The 16781-nt window shown below is 70.9% G+C and carries 15 protein-coding genes; 8 read left to right on the forward strand and 7 right to left on the reverse strand.

From position 1 onward, the window contains the following. The first annotated feature begins 199 nt into the window (after positions 1-199). Positions 200-1330: an asparaginase gene (gene ansA, locus PPSIR1_RS05610; protein ID WP_006970026.1), complete on the forward strand. Its 1131-nt coding sequence runs from the start codon at positions 200-202 to the stop codon at positions 1328-1330. Here the strand turns inward: ansA and PPSIR1_RS47405 are convergent. The 4 genes from PPSIR1_RS47405 to PPSIR1_RS05630 all read right to left on the reverse strand — a co-directional run bounded on the left by PPSIR1_RS47405 (position 1212) and on the right by PPSIR1_RS05630 (position 5478). Beyond that, the gene (locus PPSIR1_RS47405; RefSeq protein WP_006970027.1) at positions 1212-2144 is read right to left on the reverse strand and encodes a hypothetical protein; all 933 of its coding nucleotides are present in this window, start codon (positions 2142-2144) and stop codon (positions 1212-1214) included. The genes ansA and PPSIR1_RS47405 overlap by 119 nt on opposite strands. Continuing rightward, positions 2141-3211, reverse strand: coding sequence for an MBL fold metallo-hydrolase (locus PPSIR1_RS51025; RefSeq protein WP_006970028.1), 1071 nt, complete (start codon positions 3209-3211; stop codon positions 2141-2143). Before PPSIR1_RS51025 ends, PPSIR1_RS47405 begins: the two co-directional genes overlap by 4 nt. An 87-nt stretch (positions 3212-3298) precedes the next feature. After that, on the reverse strand, positions 3299-4075 hold the full coding sequence (locus PPSIR1_RS05625) for a polyamine aminopropyltransferase (RefSeq protein ID WP_006970029.1): 777 nt from the start codon (positions 4073-4075) through the stop codon (positions 3299-3301). Between the two features lie 107 nt (positions 4076-4182). Continuing rightward, on the reverse strand, positions 4183-5478 hold the full coding sequence (locus PPSIR1_RS05630) for a sigma 54-interacting transcriptional regulator (RefSeq protein WP_006970030.1): 1296 nt from the start codon (positions 5476-5478) through the stop codon (positions 4183-4185). Between the two features lie 126 nt (positions 5479-5604). On the opposite strand from PPSIR1_RS05630, the gene PPSIR1_RS41880 reads away from it, so the two are divergent. Then, complete coding sequence (locus PPSIR1_RS41880) at positions 5605-6375, forward strand: Tom37 metaxin N-terminal-like domain-containing protein (RefSeq protein ID WP_006970031.1); 771 nt, start codon at positions 5605-5607, stop codon at positions 6373-6375. On the opposite strand, the gene PPSIR1_RS05640 is transcribed toward PPSIR1_RS41880, so the two are convergent. Beyond that, on the reverse strand, positions 6329-6724 hold the full coding sequence (locus tag PPSIR1_RS05640) for a CBS domain-containing protein (RefSeq protein ID WP_198154464.1): 396 nt from the start codon (positions 6722-6724) through the stop codon (positions 6329-6331). The two genes, PPSIR1_RS41880 and PPSIR1_RS05640, sit on opposite strands and share 47 nt — an antisense overlap. Before the next feature lie 151 nt (positions 6725-6875). Beyond that, positions 6876-7613 carry a molybdenum cofactor biosynthesis protein gene (locus tag PPSIR1_RS05645; protein WP_006970033.1) on the reverse strand — a complete coding sequence of 246 codons (738 nt, stop codon included), beginning with the start codon at positions 7611-7613 and terminating at the stop codon, positions 6876-6878. Positions 7614-8013: 400 nt separating this feature from the next. Here PPSIR1_RS05645 and PPSIR1_RS05650 point away from each other — a divergent pair, with 400 nt between their 5' ends. From PPSIR1_RS05650 to PPSIR1_RS05670, 5 genes are all read left to right on the forward strand, one after another. After that, the gene (locus PPSIR1_RS05650) at positions 8014-8892 is read left to right on the forward strand and encodes a hypothetical protein (RefSeq protein ID WP_157595227.1); all 879 of its coding nucleotides are present in this window, start codon (positions 8014-8016) and stop codon (positions 8890-8892) included. A 58-nt stretch (positions 8893-8950) separates the two neighbouring features. Then, positions 8951-9802, forward strand: coding sequence for a class I SAM-dependent methyltransferase (locus PPSIR1_RS05655; RefSeq protein ID WP_006970035.1), 852 nt, complete (start codon positions 8951-8953; stop codon positions 9800-9802). Next, the gene (locus PPSIR1_RS05660; RefSeq protein ID WP_006970036.1) at positions 9799-10338 is read left to right on the forward strand and encodes a hypothetical protein; all 540 of its coding nucleotides are present in this window, start codon (positions 9799-9801) and stop codon (positions 10336-10338) included. The genes PPSIR1_RS05655 and PPSIR1_RS05660 overlap by 4 nt, the downstream gene beginning before the upstream one ends. Positions 10339-10474: 136 nt before the next feature. Then, complete coding sequence (locus PPSIR1_RS05665) at positions 10475-12754, forward strand: NADP-dependent malic enzyme (RefSeq protein ID WP_006970037.1); 2280 nt, start codon at positions 10475-10477, stop codon at positions 12752-12754. Positions 12755-12887: 133 nt separating this feature from the next. After that, positions 12888-13850: an RpnC/YadD family protein gene (locus tag PPSIR1_RS05670; protein ID WP_006970038.1), complete on the forward strand. Its 963-nt coding sequence runs from the start codon at positions 12888-12890 to the stop codon at positions 13848-13850. A 304-nt stretch (positions 13851-14154) separates the two neighbouring features. On the opposite strand, the gene PPSIR1_RS05675 is transcribed toward PPSIR1_RS05670, so the two are convergent. After that, complete coding sequence (locus PPSIR1_RS05675; RefSeq protein WP_006970039.1) at positions 14155-15801, reverse strand: potassium channel family protein; 1647 nt, start codon at positions 15799-15801, stop codon at positions 14155-14157. Positions 15802-15901: 100 nt separating this feature from the next. On the opposite strand from PPSIR1_RS05675, the gene PPSIR1_RS49145 reads away from it, so the two are divergent. Continuing rightward, positions 15902-16591, forward strand: coding sequence for a hypothetical protein (locus PPSIR1_RS49145; protein WP_045115421.1), 690 nt, complete (start codon positions 15902-15904; stop codon positions 16589-16591). The last annotated feature ends 190 nt before the right edge of the window (positions 16592-16781 follow it).

Raw genomic sequence — 16781 nt, forward strand, 5'->3', positions numbered from 1 at the left:
TGGTCTCGTCTTTCGGAGTGGCGCCCATTGGCGCGTTGGCTTCACCGACGGAGTTCCAGCCCCCCAGCCCGGGATTGCGCAGCCGCCGAGAAAATTTGTCGGCGCTCTCAAACACCGTTGCCGCGGGCCCCGGGCCACCCCCGGCTCGGTACACGCGGGACGCGCGACCGGAGCGCCGCCGGTGACGTAGAGTCCGCCCATGGCCCGGCCGCAGATCCTCGTCGTCTACACCGGCGGCACCATCGGCATGCGCAAGACCCCGCGGGGCTACGTGCCGGAGCCGGGCTACCTCCAGCAGCTCATCAACGAGCAGCCGCGCTTTCGCGACCCCGAGGTCCCCCAGTTCGAGATCCACGAGTTCAACCCCCTGCTCGACAGCTCGGACATGACCCCGGCGCACTGGCTCGAGATCGCCGAGCGCATCCGGACCCACTACGCCGACTACGACGGCTTCCTGGTCATCCACGGCACGGACACCATGGCCTTCTCGGCCTCGGCGCTGAGCTTCATGCTCGAGGACCTGGGCAAGCCGGTGATCCTGACGGGCTCGCAGATCCCCCTCGAGGAGACGCGCAACGACGCCCAGGCCAACTTGCTGACCGCCCTGACGATCCTCGGCCGCTACCACCGGGAGCTGGCCGAGGTGATGATCTGCTTCGACAACCTGCTGCTCCGGGGCAACCGCGCGCGCAAGGTCTCCGTCGGCGAGTTCGCGGCCTTCGCCTCGCCCAACTACCCCCCGCTCGGGCGCGTGGGCATCGACATCGCCATCGACTGGTCCCGGGTCCTGGCCCCGCGGACGCGCGCCGGGGCCAACGCGGGCATCGACGACGAGCAGCCCCAGCGCCTCGAGGTCGTCGAGCTGGGCAAGGCCACGGTCGCCGCCTACCGCCTCTTCCCTGGCCTCAAGCCCGCCCTGCTCGACGCCATGCTCGCGCCGCCGGTCCAGGGCGTGGTGCTCGAGTGCTTCGGAGCCGGCAACGCCCCGACCTCGGACCCGGCGTTCATGAACACGATCTCGCGAGCGACGCGCACCGGCGTGGTCGTGGTCGCCGTGACCCAGCCCGACGTCGGCACGGCCAACCTCGAGCTCTACGCCACGGGCCGCCGGCTCCTCGACGCCGGGGTGGTCAGCGGCTACGACATGACCTGCGAGGCCGCCCTGGCCAAGCTGTTCTACCTGTTTGAAAAGGGCTACGAGCCCGAGCGGGTCAAGGCGCTGATCCGTCGCCCGCTGGTCGGCGAGCTGACCCTGCCGGGCCAGCACCTGTCTTCGCCGACGGATCCGCGCTCGTACGAGCCGTGGACCGAGCTCGACCGGCACGGCTGACGGCCGCGTGGAGCTGGCACAGCTTCGCGCTCGACAACGACTGGCCGGCGTAGGCCTCCGCCGCGGGCCCCTCGGCCAGCGCGGCTTCATAAGCGTCGACGTAGCGCGAGACGACGTGGGCCCGCGCCCCGCTCCGCGCGGCGATCGTCGCCGCGTCGAGGCCCTGCTGATGCAGGGCGATGACGGCGTGGACCCGGCCCTTGGCGATGGCGGCCGGCTCCGTCAGGTAGCGCAGCGGCGCGACGATGAAGTCGACCATGGTCGGGTGATCGGCGAGGCGCTTGAGGCTCAGGCCGACGCGCGCCGTGGCCAGGACCTCTGCGTCGAGGCCCGCCGCCGGGCGCAGCTGCAGCGCCCCCGCCTCGGTCACGGCGTGCGCCTCCACCTGCCCCGCCAAGCTCGCTACGCTGTCCGCCCCGGTCCGCGCGAGCAGGTGATCGACGACCAGCGAGCACCCGCTGACCAGCTCGCCCGCGGGCGTCCGCAGCGTGCGGATCAAGATCCCGCCGTAGGCCGGGCCGAAGGTGATGTCGAGGCCCTTGTAGGTCCCCCCGCGATAGCCCGCGTCGAGCCCGGGGCCCGCGCGGTGGAAGTACCAGCGGCCCGCGACGGCCTGGGCCTCGTGGGCGTGGGCGAAGGGATCGGCGAAGCCCGGGCCCCGGTAGTAGACCTCGACCTCGACGAGACGATGGCTGGCGCCCGCGACGAGCAGCTCCGTGTTCACCAGCAAGCGGCGCGCGAGGGCCCCAAAGTGCGCCCCGAAGTCTGGCCCGGGCTCGGCCGCGAGCGCGGACGCCAGGTCCGTCGGGCTCACGACGGCGCTGCCTCGACGGCCATCCCCCGATCGAGCCAGCGGATCATCCCGCCGGAGAGGTTGGCGACGCGCTCCCGCCCCGCCTTGCGCAGCATCACCGTGGCCTGGGCCGAGCGACCGCCGGAGCGGCACACGACGACCACGGGCTTGTCGGCGCCGACCTCCTCGATGCGCTCGAGCAGCTCGCCGATGGGGATCAGCTGCGCCCCGCGGATGTGGCCGAGGGGGCCGTCGAACTCCGCGGGCTCGCGCACGTCGAGGATCGTCACCGCGCCGAGGTTCTCCTCGAGCCAGGCGCCGTCGAGCTCCCAAATCCCCGCGTAGGTGCACTGCAGCGGCGCCCAGTCCGGCTCGCTCGGGGGCACCTCCCCCTCCGCCGGCGCGCCGCAGCGCAGGTTCGCCGGGAGGGCCACGTCGATCTGCTTGGGGTGCGCCAGGCCGAGGTTGCGCATGTAGCCGACGAAGTCCCCGGAGCTGCGCTGGCCGCCCAGGCGCGGGTTGTGGGTGCGCTCCTCGGCGACCGTCGAGACCGTGCGCCCGGCGTAGTCGTGGGCCGGGTAGATCAGGCAAGTCTCGGGCAGGCTGAACAGCTGCTGGTGGACCGAGGTGTAGAGCCGGCCGGGGTCGCCCTGCTGAAAGTCCGTGCGCCCGGCCCCGCGGATCAGCAGGGCGTCACCGGTGAAGACCTTGGCGCCGTCGTCGAGGACGTAGCTGACGCAGCCGTCGGTGTGCCCGGGCGTCTCGCGGACCTCGAGGCGGTGACGACCGAACTCGACGACGTCGCCCTGGCCGACCTCCCGGTCGTGACCGCTGGCCCCGGCCCGGCCCGAGAGCACGATCTGCCCGCCCAGGGCCCGCCGCAGCAGCCACGCCCCGGTCACGTGGTCGGCGTGCACGTGGGTCTCGAGCAGCGCGACCACCTTCAGGTCCAGCTCGCGAACCAGGGCCGCGTCGCGCTGCACCTTCTCGTAGACCGAGTCGATGATCACCGCCTCGCGGCTGTCTTCGTCGGCGAGCAGGTAGGTGTAGGTCGAGGACCGGCCGTCGAAGAGCTGGCGAAAGATCATCGCCGACCAGCCTACTCAAACCGACCCCCAGGCTCCCAGGGAAAATCTCACATTTCTCCGGTCAACTCGAGCTCTGTGGACGTCGGCTCAGCGATGCCAGCCCCAGTCCCACAGCTTGCCGATCTTGCGGCAGCGCTTGCGCAGCTTGGCCATGGCCGCCGCGTTGTCGCCGTAGGCTGGAAACACGTCGACCAGGGCGACGTCGGCCTCGAGCTTGGGCAGGACCTCGAAGGCGTCCCCGATGATCACGCGAACGCGCTCGTGGCCGAGGGAGCCGAGGACCTGCATGGCCTGGGGCATGACCAGCTCGCACAGCTCGCTCGAGCGCTCGACGACGGTCAGCTCGGTCACCGCCCGGCGCTTGGCGACCTCGAGCAGCTGGTGAGCCAGGCCCAGGCCCGCGATGACCACCCGGCCCCGCGCGAGCTTGGTCCCCGGGCGCAGGGTCAACAGCTCGGCGGGGGTCAGGCTCATCCACGGGTGACGTCGCCACGGCGAGGTCGAGCTCGGCGGCGCGTCGGCGGCCTCGCGCTCGAACAACATGGGCAGCTCGATGTCGCCGTCGAACACGACCGAGCCGATCTTCCCGTTCCACCACGTCGAGATCGGCACGCCTCGCCGGTGGCGACGCAAGACGTAGCGAAAGCGACCCTGGGGCGAGTCGACGAACTCCCCGTCGCCGAGCTCCCGGGGCAGAGCGGTCGACGGGCGAACCCCCGGGAACAAGTTGAGAGCCGGGTAGCTGCTCGCCTGCACGTCGAGCTCGGGGCGCCAGCGGGTCTTGCGGGTCCACGGCGCGCACCCTTCGAGGCGCCGGGCCAGGTCCGCGGCGACGCGCGCGTGCTGTTCGGGGGTCAGCTCCATGTTCGCGTCGCCATCATCCCACGAGTCCCCCCGGCCCCCGAGCCCCACCCGTGTGTGGGCCCCCCCGAGATCCCGCGCCCCACGGGTCTGTCCAGGTGGGGAGGCGCTCACATGCGCTGCATCCACGCGCCCAGGGTGCTGCGCGGGACGTCGAGGACCTGCGCCGCCTTGCGGATGCTGCCCTCTTCCGCGACCACGTGGCGCAACAGGGCCGCGTTCATGTCTGCGTAGGTGCCCCGCGGCACGGCGATGGTGTCGGGCCGAGCCTGCGGGCGCGCCACGGGCAGCAGCCCCGCCGCGGTGATCGGTCCCTCGGACAGCGCCGCCGCGCGCAACACCGCGTTGCGCAGCGCCCGGACGTTGCCCGGCCAGGGGTGCTGGGTCGCCGCCGACACGGCCGCCTTCGACATCACGACCTCGCGCTCGAGCTCGGCCGCGGCTTGATTGGCGAAGTGCTCGAGCAGGCCAGGGATGTCGCTCCGGCGTCGCCGCAGCGCCGGCAGCTCGATCTCGACGACCCCGAGGCGGTGGAAGAGGTCTTCGCGGAACTGCCCCGAGGTGACCATCGCCCCGAGGTCGCGGTGCGTGGCCGCGAGCACCCGACATTCGATGGCGAACTCACGGTCACCGCCCACGGGCGAGACCAGCCGGGTCTCGAGCACGCGCAGCAGCTTGGCCTGGGCCTCCAGCGGCAGCTCGGCGACCTCGTCGAGGAACACGGTCCCGCGGCCAGCCCGAGCGAAGGCGCCGGCGTGGTCGCGGTGCGCCCCCGTAAACGCGCCCCGGCGGTGGCCGAAGAGCTCGGACTCGAACAATGCGGGCGGAATGGCCCCACAGTTGAGGGCCACGAAGGGCGCCTCTGGGCGCGGGCCGAACTCGTGCAAGGTCCGCGCGGCGAGCTCCTTGCCCGTGCCGGTCTCGCCCCGGATCAGCACCGGGAGGGCCAGACCCGCCAGCTTCTCGAGCTGATCGCGCAGCCCACTCATCACCGCGCTGCGCCCCATCAAGCGATGGGGGCTGCGGCAAAAGCTCGCGTCCCCGCGCAGTCGCCGGGCCCGAGCCTCCTCCTCGCTCTTGTCGATGCGCACGACCGCGAGTCGCGCTTGCCCCAGCTCGAGGTGCATCCCGGGCTCGAGCTGGGCGCCCTGAACGGGCACTCCGTCGACGCGCAGGCCGTTCGTCGAGCGCAGATCCTCGATCCGGTAGCCCCCCTGGCCGTCAAAGCGGACCTGGGCATGCGCCGAGCTGACGAAGCGGTCCGCGAGCACCAGGTCGCAGCCAGGGTCCGAGCCGATGGTCAGCGAGCGGCAGTGCGGGAGCGAGCAGCGGCGCCCGTCGTCGAGCTCGAGGGCCAGGCGCAGCGCGGGATCGGTGGTACGGGGCAAGCGATCGGTGTCGTTCATGGCAAGGCGGTGTCGGCCCCCGCTGTCCCGCCTTGCAGCGACCCCCCGAGTTTTTTGTCGGCTCCCTCGGAGCACCCACCATTGTGAGTTGCCAGGGCTGTCGCCGAAGAGGCATCATGGACGCGAATGAGCGACCCCGTTGTCATCTACGGATTCACCTCCATGGAGGGAGTCTTTGACATCAGCCCGTTCGTTCACAAGCTCGAGCTCTACCTCGTGCTTGGCGGCGTGCCCTACGAAAAGCGTGTCGGAGACGCCCGCAAAGCCCCCCGCGGGAAGCTCCCCTACATCGAGCACGACGGCCAGACGATCCCCGACTCGCAGGTCTCCATCGAGTACCTGCGCCAGCGCGGCCTCGTCGAGCACGACGACTGGCTCGACCCGGACCAGCGCGCCGAGGCCTACGCCCTGCGCTCCATGCTCGAGGTCGACCTCTACTTCGTGCTGGTCTACATGCGCTGGAAGCTGCCCAAGGGGTGGGCGGTCTACCAGCACACGATGCACAAGCTGCTCCGGGAGATGGAGGTCCCCGGCCTGCTGCAGAACCTCGTGCTGCGCAAGGCTCGGTCCAACACCCTGGCGCACCTCTCCGCTCAGGGCACGGGCCGGCGCGCCGAAGCCGAGATCGCCCAGCGCATGCGCGACATCCTGACCGCCCTCGACATCTTCCGAGCCGCGCGCCAGGACGACGGCCCGTGGTGGTTTGGGCCCAAGCCCTCGGGCTTCGACACCGTCGTGCACGCCTTCTTCGCCGGGCTCTACCGACCCAACGTGCCGCTCGCGGTCTCGCCCGAGGAGTTCCGGGCCTGGCCGGCGCTGCTCGAGCACATGAACCACGTCGACTCGACGCTCATGGAGCTCGGAGTCGATCTCGCAGCGCCGCCAGACCGTCGATGACGGAGAAGATGCCGCGGATCTCGCCCTCGTCCATGACCAGGGCGGTCCCGATCTTGCGCTCGCACATCGCGTCGATCACCTCGAGCAGCGGGGTGTTGGGCGCGACCATGTAGGGGTGCTCGGTCATCGCCTCGACCACGCGCACGCGATCTTCCTTGACCCCGGGGATGCTCTTGACCAGGGCCAGGTCGCGCTCGCTGACCACCCCCACGACGTGACCGTCGTCGATCACCGGGAGGTGGCGAATGCCGTGGTCGAACATCCGCTGCGTCGCGTCGCTGAGGTTCAGATCCGCCGGGATCGTCACGGGGTTCTTGGTCATGCGCTGGCCTACGGTCTCGACGTCCATGCTCTCCATATGGACCCGAAGCCCGCCCTGGCAAAGCGCTCACGCTGCGCCCTCGACCCGCTCCCGGGCCTCCCGAGCGGTCAGATTTGCCGGCACCGCATTTGGTGCGGTTCGAGCTCTCGACTCAGGGGCCTCAGGGGCCTCAGGGGCCTCAGGGGCCCTGGCCGATCCACTCCGCGCCTTCGGTGTCGACCTCGCGCTTCCAGATCGGCACGTCCTGCTTGAGCCGCTCGATGACCTCGCGGCAAGCGGTGAAGGCCTCGGCGCGGTGCGGCGCGCTCGCGGCGATGACCACGGCCGTCTCGCCGATCTCGAGGTGCCCGACGCGGTGAGCCAGGGCCACCCGCGCCCCAGGGATCTCCGCCTCGACGGCGAGCGCGATGCGGTCCATGGTCGCCACGGCCATGGGCGCGTAGGCCTCGTACTCGAGGAAGCGGACGGTCTTGCCCCGGCTGTGCTCGCGCACGTTCCCGGTGAAGGTCGCGATGCCCCCGGCGCCGCGATGGTCGACGGCCTCGACGACGGCCGCGAGGCTCAGGGCCGCGTCGCTCAGGGTCGAGCGCTCGCCGACTCGGGGCAGGGCGTCCCCCGCACCGGGCTTGGCTTCGGGTTGGGGACCGTCGTGGCCTCCGCTCACGGGCGGAATCAGCGCAATCTCCACGGGGCGCCCGTGGCGATCGAGCGCGGCGAGGGCCTGGTCCTCGCCGACGAACTCGTGATCCACGGCCACTCGGCAGCGCTCGAGGTGGGTGGCTAGCTCGGGCCGAGCGGCCGCGACTCGAGCCTTGAGGGCCCTGGGCGTCAGCTCGCCCCCGCTCCAGGCCAGGCGCAGCTCGCTCGCACCCGCGGCCTGGCGCAGCCCAGCGAACAACAAGAGGGTCAGGGTCATCGGTGGGGCGTCGGAGGGCATGGGCGTCGCGCGGGGCCTCGGCTTCCTGCTCTGGCTCAGATAAGCTGGCCGGGGCCAGGTGCGGCAAACTCGAAGCTACCACCGCCGCCCCTCGATACCCCCCGGCCAGAAGCTCCGGCCCAAGGCAAATTCGCGATGATCCTCCGACCCCGAGCCCATCGATCCGCGAAATTCGATCGCGCGTGGCGGCGCTCTTATGCTCACGTGGCGCGCCGGGGGGCGGAGCTCGACGGACTCGGCGTAGCCAGCGCGCCGTTCCCGTCCTGCACCCCAAAGCGCGCACAACGGGCCGTGACGAGCCCCCCACCACGCCGAAATCGCTTTGGACGGAGCCAGCTTGCAACTTCTTTCCGGGGCCGCCCGCCCTGCCTTCGAGACGATGTCCCGCTCCCCCGTCGCGCCGCGTAAAGTCCGCGCCGTTTTGAGCCCGGCCGAGCCCACGGAGCTCGACGACGACATCGAGTTCGACGGCTTCGACGGCTTCGACGACGGCGACGAAGACCTCTACGCCCACGACCTCACCGAGCTCTCCGAGGTCGACGGCGACCCGCGCTTCCCCGAGCTCGAGACCAGCGACCGCGAGGCCATGCGCAGCGAGCTCGAGATGCGCCTGGGTGCCTACCTGCGCAAGGGTCGACCGCGGGTGATCATCACCGACAACCTGCGCACCATGCTCTCGGTCAAGCGCGGCCAGGGCGTCTACACCTTCCGCCTGCACCACATGTTCGTCGACGCCCCGTCCCGGGTCCTGCGCGCCGTGGCGACCTACGCCGAGCGCCAAGATCGCGACGCGGCCGAGACCCTGCGCGCCTTCATCGACGCCAACGAGGACGCGATCCGCAAGCGCAGCCGCCCGCGCGCCGTCGCCATCGACGTCGCCGGCCGCTTCCACAACCTGCAGGCCATCTTCGACGAGCTCAACGCCGAGTACTTCGGCGGCGCGATCCAGGCCCAGATCACCTGGGGCCCGAGGACCAAGCGCAAGAAGGGTCGGCAGTCGATCAAGCTGGGCAGCTACACCGTCGAGGATCAGCTGATCCGCGTCCACCCGGTGCTCGACGCCGAGGACGTGCCCCACTACTACATCGCGTGGGTCATCTATCACGAGATGCTCCACGAGATTCACGACATGCCCATCGTCGACGGACGCCGCGTCTACCACACCCGCGCCTTCCGCCAGGCCGAGGCCAAGTACGAGCACTACCCCAAGGCCGTCCTGTGGGAACGCACCAATCTGCACAAGTTACTGGATCGCTAGGGATCCGCTGACGAGTCGGGGAGTGGCCAACGCTGGCGGAGCTCGCTAGCGTGGGGCCATGGTTCGCAAGACGTTGGCAGTCTGGACGCTCGCCTCGGCCCTCGCCTGCTCGCTGGGGGCCTGCGGCGGCCCTGCCCAGCCCGAGCCGAGCGAGCCTGCGGCCCCAGAGTCGTCGAGCGTGGCCGAGCCCGCGGCGAGCGAACCCGCGGCGGCCCCCAGCCCCGACCCCGCCGAGGTCGTCGCGGCGCCCGACCGCAGCGAGGACGACCGAGAGGTCGACGCGCGGCGCAAGCCCGCAAAGCTGCTCGCCTTCCTCGAGCTCGAGCCCGGGATGAAGGTCGCCGACATCGGCGCGGGCACGGGCTACACCACCGAGCTGCTCGCCCGCATGGTCGGGCCCGAGGGCCGCGTCTACGGCCAAAACCCCGCCTTCGTGCTCGAGCGCTTCGCCCGGGCGGGCTGGGACGAGCGCCGGGCCAAGGCGGTCAACGCCGAGATCGTCGTGAGCCTCGAGCGCGAGTTCGACGATCCTTTCCCCGACGACATCGAGCCCCTCGACCGCGTCGTCAACGTGCTCTTCTTCCACGACTTCGGCTGGATGGAGATCGACCGCGCGGCCCACCTCGCGGACGCCTTCGCGGCCCTGCGGCCCGGGGGTCGCTACGTCATCATCGACGCCTCCGCGGCCGAAGGCCGGGGCCTCGACGACTCCAAGTCGCTGCACCGCGTCGAGGAGGCCCTGGTCGTCCGCGAGTTCGAGGCCGCGGGCTTTGTCCGGGGCCGCAGCGCCGACTTCCTGCGCAACCCCGAGGACACCCTGGACTGGAACGCCCTGCCCTGGCGAGACGCCGAGCGGGCCGCGCGGGGCGAGTTCAGCGACAAGTTCGTGCTCGAGTTCATCAAGCCATGAGCCCGGTCCACACCGGCGCCGAGGCCCTCGAGCTGCTGCGCACGCTGGTCGACGAAGCCGCCGCCGATCCAGCCTTCGTCCAGGCCTTCGTCCCTCGCTGCGAGGGCGCCGTCGAAGCCGCCGTCGCGCTCACCGACGGGCTGCGCCGCCGCCTCGGCCCGCGCCCGCCCATCGACGCTGGCGCGGTGCAAGTCGGCGCCGCCCTGCGCGGCGTCGGTCAGCTGGTCTCGCCCCCCAGCCCAGCCGAGGGCCGTCGCCTGTTGCTCGCCCGCGGCCTCCCCGATCACCTGGCGTCGCTCTCCCTCACCCTCGAGGGCGGCCCCCGTGACGGCCTCGCAATCGAGGCGCTGCTGGTTGTCTTGGCCGAGGTGTTGGCGACGGGCGAGCGAGACCCCGCCCTCGAAGCGCACGTCGTCGAGCGCCTCGCCCGAGCCTCGGGCCACGCCCGGTGGCGGGTAAACGAGATCGCAGACAGCGTGTTCGAGGCCGTCGCAACCCGAGGCCGCGAGCGACACCGACGCGACAGCCCCGCTTGAACGCCGTGTCGTCCAAGTGCGCCCAAGCGGGCTGTGAACGCCCCTTCGCGCGAGCTTGGCTACACGTCGCGGGCTCACGGCGAGGACCGAAGTCGCCCGATTCGTGGACCCTCGCGCCGGCTAGACTCGCGCGCAGATGGCCAAGCTCTCCCGCAAGGAAGCCCTCGAGTTCCACGTCCAGGGACGCCCCGGCAAGATCGCCGTCGTCCCGACCAAGCCCCTGACCAGCCAGCGCGACCTGTCCCTGGCCTACTCCCCCGGCGTCGCCGAGCCCTGCCTCGAGATCGCCAAGGACCCCAAGGCGGCGAACCTCTACACCGCCCGCGGCAACCTCGTCGCGGTGATCACCGACGGCACCGCCGTGCTCGGCCTCGGCGACATCGGGCCGCTCGCGTCCAAGCCGGTCATGGAGGGCAAGGGCGTGCTGTTCAAGAAGTTCGCCGACATCGACGTGTTCGACATCGAGGTCGACTGCAAGGACCCCGACGCCTTCATCGAGTGCGTCGCCGCCCTCGAGCCGACCTTCGGCGGCATCAACCTCGAGGACATCAAGGCCCCCGAGTGCTTCTACATCGAGCGCGAGCTCAAAAAGCGCATGAAGATCCCGGTGTTCCACGACGACCAGCACGGCACGGCGATCATCTCCGGCGCCGCCCTGGTCAACGCCGCGGCCCTGACCGAGCGCGAGCTCGAGGACATCACCGTCGTCGTCAGCGGGGCCGGGGCCTCGGCCGTGGCCTGCTCGCGCTTTTACGTGTCCCTGGGCGTGAAGCTCGAGAACATCCTGATGTGCGACTCCCGCGGGGTCATCCACACCGGCCGCGAGAACCTCAACGCGACCAAGCAGGAGTTCGCCCGCGAGACCGACAAGCGGACCCTCGCCGAGGCTCTGGAGGGCGCCGACATGTTCCTCGGCCTGTCCGTGGGCGGCCTGGTCAAGCCCGAGATGATCGAGAAGATGGCCCCCAACCCGATCATCTTCGCCCTCGCCAACCCCGAGCCCGAGATCCCCTACGACCTGGCCAAGAGCACCCGCCCCGACGCGATCGTGGCCACCGGGCGCAGCGACACCGACAACCAGGTCAACAACGTGCTCGGCTTCCCGGGCATCTTCCGCGGGGCCCTCGACGTGCGCGCGACGGCGATCACCGAGGAGATGAAGGTCGCCGCCGCCCGGGCCCTCGCCGAGCTCGCGCGCAAGGACGTGCCCGAGGTCGTCGCCCAAGCCTACGGCACCGACTTCACCTTCGGCCGCGACTACATCATCCCCAAGCCCTTCGACCCCCGGGTGATCCAGTGGGTCGCCCCGGCCGTGGCCAAGGCCGCCGTCGACTGCGGCGTGGCCCAGGACGCGTTCGACGAGCAGGCCTACCGCGAGCGCATGCGCGGCCTGCTGGGCGGCTCGACCGCGGTCCTGCGCCGCTTCGTCCGTCGCGCCCGCAAGGAGCCCAAGCGCCTGGTGTTCACCGAGGGCGAGGACCCGCGCATCCTCGAGGCCTGCCGGATCATGATCGACGAGGGCATCTGCCGCCCGCTGCTGCTCGGCGACCCCGAGCGCATCCGGGCGATCACCGAGCGCATGGACATCGACCTGAGCGAGGGCGCCTACGACATCATCGATCCGCGGACCAGCCCCGAGCTCGAGAGCTACGCCCAGGAGCTCTACGAAAAGCGCAAGCGCAAGGGCGTCGACGAGCACCTGGCCATGGCGCTGATGCGGCGCAGCAACTACTTCGGCTCGATGATGGTCGAGCGCGGCGACGCCGACGGCCTGCTCTCGGGCGTGAGCTACTCCTACCCCGAGACCATCCGCCCGGCCCTGCAGATCATCGGCCTGGCCCCGGGGGCGCGCCGCGTCGCGGGCATGTACCTGATGCTCCACAAGCGCGGCCTGCTGTTCTTCGCCGACACCACCGTCAACCTCGACAGCGACGCCGAGGTCCTCGCCGACGTCGCCGAGATGGTCGCCGACGCGGCGGTCGGCACCTTCGACGTCGAGCCCCGCGTGGCCATGCTCGGCTACTCCAACTTCGGCTCGGCCCGCGGCCAGACCGCGACCGAGGTCGCCCGCGCCGTCGAGCTGATCACCACCCGGCGCCCCGACATCCAGGTCGAGGGCGAGATGCAGGCCAACGTCGCCCTCGACTACAACCTGCAAAAGCACAACCACCCCTTCACGCGCCTCGAGGGCCCGGCCAACGTGCTGATCTTCCCGAACCTCGAGGCCGGCAACGTCGCCTACAAGCTCATCCGCGAGCTCGGTGGCGTGCCCGCCGTCGGTCCCGTGCTGCTGGGCATGGACAAGCCCGTGAGCGTGCTCGAGCGCGACTGCTCCGTGGACGCGATCGTGCACATGTCGGCGCTGACGGTGGTCCAGGCGCAGATGCGCGCGGGCCAGATCATCGCCGCCGAGTAGTGGCCCAGCTGCGGGCCACTCGGCCCGCTTTCAGGCCACCCCGCGCGCCCGGCCTGCCCGGTCGCGGGTGAAATCTCGAAGCAAATCGCCCGTGCCCTCTCGGCACGGGCTTTGCGTTGGTCTGGGACGCACCATGCCCACGACCCTCCACCAAGGCGCCGCCAGGCTGTTGGTCGACGAGCCCGAGCAGGCCTTCTCGTGCCTGCGCTCGGTGTTCGGCCTCGAGCTCCCCGAGTTCGTGCGGGTTCAAACCAGGCACGCAGTCTTGGACCGTCACCTGCCGATGGCGGGGGACACGGGAGAGCTCCGGCCCGATGCCCTCTTGTCGGCCGAGAGCCCTGGCGATCCCCTCGGCGGCCTCGGGCTGATCATCGAGGCTCAGCGCCGGCCCGACCCCATCAAGCACCGTCGGCTGTGGGTCTACTGGGCCCACGCGTCCGAGGAGCTTCGCCGGAGCACCGCCGTGCTGATGATCGCGCTCAGCGACGCCGTCTCGCGTTGGGCCCGGAGCCTGGGCCAGTACGAGCTACCGCCCCGTGAAGGATTGCTGGTCCTCGACCGACACAACATGCCGGTCGTCCGCGATCCCGCCACGGCGCGGCGCCTGCCGGCCTGGTCCACGCTCTCGGCCATGATCCACGGCGTCCACGGTGACCTCGACGCCCTGAAGGTGGTCTTGCCCGTCGTCCTCTCCCTCGAGGACGAGCGGCGCTGGCGCTACGCGTCCTACCTGCTGTGCGCCGTGGACCCGCAGTCCCGTGCCATCTTGGAGGGAGCCATGAGCACGCAACGCATCCCCATCAGCGACATCGAACGCCGCAGCATCGCCTTCCACGACGGGCGAGAAGAAGGCCGCACCGAGGGCCGAGCGGAAGGCCGCACCGAGGGCCGAGCGGAAGGCCGCACCGAGGTCTTGCGCGAGCTCGTCGAGACCGTGGTCGAGCTTCGGGGGCTGCCCGTCACCGTCCGACTGCGCCGCGCCCTCGAAGGTTGCGCCAGCCTCGAGGGCCTCCGCCTGGCCCAGCGGCGCGCCCGAGGGCTGCGGCAGGCGAGCGAGCTCGGCGAACTCATCGCCCTGCTCGAAGCCCACACCTGACCGTTTTATCCGTCGTGGATGATGTGAGCCAATCGCCCTCTGGGGGCGAACGGATCCCCCCTCCCAGCTACGAACTCCATTGAGGGCAAACCAGAGGAGGAGCGGCAGGTTCAAAGCGTCCCCGTTTCTAGATGCCCGCGGAGGCAAAACAGAGCCTTCACCCCCGCCAGACAACACCCCCGCTCGCGGGGGTGACCCAATGCCCACTCCCAGGTGCGAACTCCATTGAGGACAGACCAAAGGGGAGGAGCGGCAGCGACGAAGCGTCCCCGGTCCCGAGACCCCCGCGGGGGCAAAACAGCGCTCACTCGATCATCGCCGCGGGGAACTCCCGGAAGAAGCGCTCCCGGGCGTCGCTGGCCCCGCACAAGTAGAGGATGTCCTCCTCCTCGAGCACGTCCGAAGAGGTGACCTGGGTCAGCGTCTCGCCCGTCTCCCCGTGATCGCGGCGCTCCACCGCGACCACGGTGCAGCCGGTCCGTTCGGGCAGCCGCGCGTTCGACAGGCTCAGGCCCGCGAACGGGGCCGCGAGGGCGTCGAAGACCCGCATGCGCGGCTCGGCGGCGGCGAAGTGCTCGCCGAAGAGCTTGTAGCCGAGGAGCTGCGCGGTGACCTGGGAGATCGACAGGGCGTGATCGGCCCCGGCCCGGTGCACCCGCTCGATGTTCTCGGCCCGGTCGACGGCCGCGATGATCGGCAAGTTGGGGGCGATGTCGCGGATGATCGTCGCGGCGAACAACGCGGTGCTGTCAGCCGAGAACGCGAGGATCACGACCCGCGCCTTGACGATCCCCGCCGCCTCGAGCACTTGCGGGTCGAGGGCATCCCCGCACACGTCGAGGCGCGGGTGGTGATCCCGGGCGAGCACGCGCACGGACTCGCCGACGCTCTCGAGCATCTCGACGAGCTTCTGGCCGACCTCGCCGTAGCCGATGACCAGCAGCGGACCGCTGCGGTCCAGGGGCGTCGCCAGCTCGCCGAGCTTGGCGAGCGCCCGAGCGTCCCCGAGGGCGACGACGATCGTCCCCGCCTCGAGCGCGGCCTGAGGGTCGGGCGGCGCCCGAAACTGTCCGCGAGTCCACAGCCCCACCACCGTCGCCCCGGTCCCCGCGCGCACGCTGAGCTCGGTGAGCGACTTGCCGCGCATCGGCGAGTCCTCGTGAATGCGCAGCTCGCCGACCTCCACGTCGGCGCCGATCATCTGCACGCCGGAGACCCGCGGCGCGATGCGGTCGCTCGCCTTCGCGGCCAGGCCCGCGGCCAGGGAGTGCATCGGGCTGTAGACCGCGTCGGCGCCCGAGAGCAGGATCGGCCGACGGTGCTTGGGGGTGTCGACGAGGGCGTAGATCGAGCCGTCGAAGCTCAGCTGCCGGGCCATGGCGATGACCGCCGCGTTGTCGTGGTCCTCGCCGTTGGCGATGATCGCCCGGCACCGCTCGATGCCGCGCAGGTCGAGCTGCCCCTCTTCGAGGCTGGCGTAGACGACCTTGTGCCCGCGATCTCGCAGCCACCGCGCCCGGCTCTCGTTCTCCTCGAGGATCACCGTGGCGATCCGCTGCTCGCTCATGTTGCGGACCAGGGACGAGACCGCCGGGCCCCAGCGGTAGACGAGCACGAAGTCGTCGACCTCGGGCAGGGCCTGGGGTAGGCGCGCCTCGAAGCGGCTCTCGAACCACGGGATGAGCACGATCGGGACGACCGAGAGCGTGACCATCAAGCCGAAGAACTGCACGCTGGCCACGAACACGATCATCAGCGGGTGCTCCCAGTGGGAGTCGTTGCCGTAGCCCGTGGTCGTCAGGGTCTCCGCGGCCCACTCGAGGCTCGACCAAAAGTCGCGCTCTTGGCCCTCGAGGTGCTCCATCCCGAGCATGTAGACGGTCGCGGCTACCAGCAGGGTCAGGACCAGGAAGCCGAGCAGCGAGAACAGGCGGTTGAAGGGGCGGCGCATGCGGCGGGCGCTCAATATATCGAAGGACGGGGGTCGGCCAAGGCGGTCGCGGGCCGCCCAGTCGTGAAAGACGCAGCCGAGCCCGGCGTTTGCCCCGTCGATGTCTCTCCTGCGCACCGTAGCCCTGGGTCTGCTGCTGATCCCCATGCCCAATCGGGGAGGGCCGGCGGGCCCAGCACATCCGATCAGGGAGACGCCCGCGCCCGCCCCTGCGGGTGAGACGGAGGAGCAGGTCGTCGAGGGCGGCGACCCGGACGAGGGCGCGACCATCGACATCGTCGTCGAGAAGCCCCGCCCCGACTGGCTGTTCCCCAAGCTCGACCACCCCCGCGTCCAGGCCTTCTTTCGCAACGACGCGATGACGGGCTCGTCGCTCTTCGACCCCGAGCCGCCCCCGCCTCCGGTGCCCCTGGTTCGGGCCGGTCGCCTCGAGGTCCAGGGCGCCGCCAGCCCGGCCCAGCGTCGGGCCGCTCGACGCTTCGCCCGTCGCCTGGTCGCCGATCGCCGCGACGCCCTCGAGGCCTGCTACGTCGACGCGCTCCAACGCTCGGCCGGCGACGCCGTCAAGCTGACCTTCTCCATCGAGGTCCAAAACGGCAGCCGCAGCGCCTTCCACCTCGACCGCGGCCAGCTCGGCGACACCTTCGGCAACGCCTGCGTCATGGGCGTGCTCGAGTTCGCCCCCGCACAGATCGAAGGCCGGGACCGGGCCGAGGCCCTGCGGGCCCACACCGTGAAGATCGACATCCCGGTGTGGTTTTGGCTGCAGAGCCAGACCGTCCCGGGCTGAGTCGCGGACGTGGGGCAGGGAGGGCGTGGCGTCGTCCGCGACGGCTAAAATACTCAGGGGCAGAGAGGGCGTGGCGTCGTCCGCGACGGCTAAAATACTCAGGGGCTGGCGTGGCGTCGTCCGCGACGGCTAAAATACTCAGGGGCAGAGAGGGCGTGGCGTCGTCCGCGACGGCTAAAATACTCAGGGG

The sequence above is a fragment of the Plesiocystis pacifica SIR-1 genome, from assembly GCF_000170895.1.
Lineage (GTDB): Bacteria > Myxococcota_A > Polyangia > Nannocystales > Nannocystaceae > Plesiocystis > Plesiocystis pacifica.

Coding starts and splice junctions, on each gene's coding strand:
- PPSIR1_RS05650 (WP_157595227.1), top strand. CDS start 8,014: ATGTCCCGCTCCCCCGTCGCGCCGCGTAAAGTCCGCGCCGTTTTGAGC.
- PPSIR1_RS05665 (WP_006970037.1), top strand. CDS start 10,475: ATGGCCAAGCTCTCCCGCAAGGAAGCCCTCGAGTTCCACGTCCAGGGA.
- PPSIR1_RS49145 (WP_045115421.1), top strand. CDS start 15,902: ATGTCTCTCCTGCGCACCGTAGCCCTGGGTCTGCTGCTGATCCCCATG.
- PPSIR1_RS05630 (WP_006970030.1), bottom strand. CDS start 5,478: ATGAACGACACCGATCGCTTGCCCCGTACCACCGATCCCGCGCTGCGC.
- PPSIR1_RS05660 (WP_006970036.1), top strand. CDS start 9,799: ATGAGCCCGGTCCACACCGGCGCCGAGGCCCTCGAGCTGCTGCGCACG.
- PPSIR1_RS05640 (WP_198154464.1), bottom strand. CDS start 6,724: ATGGACGTCGAGACCGTAGGCCAGCGCATGACCAAGAACCCCGTGACG.
- PPSIR1_RS05625 (WP_006970029.1), bottom strand. CDS start 4,075: ATGGAGCTGACCCCCGAACAGCACGCGCGCGTCGCCGCGGACCTGGCC.
- ansA (WP_006970026.1), top strand. CDS start 200: ATGGCCCGGCCGCAGATCCTCGTCGTCTACACCGGCGGCACCATCGGC.
- PPSIR1_RS41880 (WP_006970031.1), top strand. CDS start 5,605: ATGAGCGACCCCGTTGTCATCTACGGATTCACCTCCATGGAGGGAGTC.
- PPSIR1_RS05670 (WP_006970038.1), top strand. CDS start 12,888: ATGCCCACGACCCTCCACCAAGGCGCCGCCAGGCTGTTGGTCGACGAG.
- PPSIR1_RS05655 (WP_006970035.1), top strand. CDS start 8,951: ATGGTTCGCAAGACGTTGGCAGTCTGGACGCTCGCCTCGGCCCTCGCC.
- PPSIR1_RS05645 (WP_006970033.1), bottom strand. CDS start 7,613: ATGACCCTGACCCTCTTGTTGTTCGCTGGGCTGCGCCAGGCCGCGGGT.
- PPSIR1_RS05675 (WP_006970039.1), bottom strand. CDS start 15,801: ATGCGCCGCCCCTTCAACCGCCTGTTCTCGCTGCTCGGCTTCCTGGTC.
- PPSIR1_RS51025 (WP_006970028.1), bottom strand. CDS start 3,211: ATGATCTTTCGCCAGCTCTTCGACGGCCGGTCCTCGACCTACACCTAC.